The 1,557-nt window shown below is 70.1% G+C and carries 2 protein-coding genes; both read left to right on the forward strand.

Going from position 1 to position 1,557, the window contains the following annotated elements:
- Nucleotides 1-757 (forward strand): nodulation protein NfeD (locus B551_RS17880; RefSeq protein ID WP_023264694.1); only part of this gene is annotated, 757 nt, incomplete at its 5' end.
- On the forward strand, nucleotides 754-1,557 hold an 804-nt coding region (locus B551_RS17885), incomplete at its 3' end, for a slipin family protein (protein WP_023264695.1). The genes B551_RS17880 and B551_RS17885, both read left to right, overlap by 4 nt.

The raw sequence follows: 1,557 nt of genomic DNA on the forward strand, positions 1-1,557 counted from the left end.
GGTGGTCGCGGCCGGCGCCTCGCGCACGCTGCGCACCGCGCAGGCCAGCGTGGTCGAGCTCGAACCCGACTGGCGCTATCGGCTGCTGGCCGTGCTGACCGAACCGAGCGTCGCGCTGATCCTGATGATGATCGGCATCTACGGGCTGATCTTCGAGTTCTCGACGCCCGGCATGGTGCTGCCCGGCGTGGCCGGCGCGATCTGCCTGCTGCTGGCGCTGTTCGCGCTGCAGATGCTGCCGATCAACTACGCCGGCCTGGCGCTGATCGCGCTCGGCATCGGCTGCATGGTGGCCGAGGCCTTCCTGCCGAGCTTCGGCGCGCTCGGCCTGGGCGGCATCGTCGCGTTCGCGCTGGGCGCCGTGATGCTGATCGACACCGACATCCCGGGCTTCGGCGTGCCGCTGTGGATGATCGGCACGCTGTCGCTGGCCGCCGCCGCGCTCAGCTTCGGCGTGTCTGCCGCCGCCGTGCGCGCGCGCCGCCAGCCGGCGGTGATCGCCGACACCCGCGTGGTCGGCAATGCCGGCCGCATCATCGATGACGGCTGGGCCGAGGTGCAGGGCGAACGCTGGCGCGTGCGCAGCGCGGCGCCGCTGCAGACCGGCCAGGCCGTGCGCGTGACCGGCCGCCAGGGGCTGGTGCTCGACGTCGAGCCGGCCGACGGTGTGCCCATGGACGAATCGCCCGCGCGGCCACCGCCGCCCTCTTCCACATCGCCCACGTCCCCCACGTCCCCACAAGGAGACCGACCATGATCTTCAGCCTCAGCGCCGGCACCCTCGTCATCCTGCTGGCCCTGCTGATCTTCTCCGCCTTCCGCGTGCTGCGCGAGTACGAACGCGGCGTGGTGTTCATGCTGGGCCGCTTCTGGCGCGTCAAGGGACCGGGGCTGGTGCTGGTGCTGCCGGTGATCCAGCAGATGGTGCGGGTCGACCTGCGCACCGTGGTGATGGACGTGCCGGCCCAGGACGTGATCTCGCGCGACAACGTCTCGGTCAAGGTCAACGCGGTGGTCTACTTCCGCGTCGTCGATCCGCAGAACGCGATCATCCAGGTGGCCAACTTTCTCGAGGCCACCAGCCAGCTTGCCCAGACCACGCTGCGCGCCGTGCTCGGCAAGCACGATCTGGACGAGATGCTGTCCGAACGCGAGAAGCTGAACCTGGACATCCAGAAGGTGCTGGACGCGCAGACCGACGCCTGGGGCATCAAGGTCTCCAACGTCGAGATCAAGCATGTCGACCTGAACGAATCGATGGTGCGGGCGATTGCGCGCCAGGCCGAGGCCGAGCGCGAGCGGCGCGCCAAGGTGATCCACGCCGAGGGCGAGCTGCAGGCCTCCGAAAAGCTGCTCGAGGCGGCGCAGATGCTGTCCCGGCAGCCGCAGGCGATGCAGCTGCGCTATCTGCAGACGCTGACGCAGGTCGCCGGCGATCGGAGCTCGACCATCGTGTTTCCGGTGCCGATCGAGATGATGGAGGTGTTGCGGCCGCACCTGCGTGGCGTCGGCGCTGGGACGGGCGCGGACGCGACGGCGGGGACAGCGGCGACGGGC

The sequence above is a fragment of the Cupriavidus sp. HPC(L) genome, from assembly GCF_000307735.3.
Taxonomy (GTDB): Bacteria; Pseudomonadota; Gammaproteobacteria; order Burkholderiales; family Burkholderiaceae; genus Cupriavidus.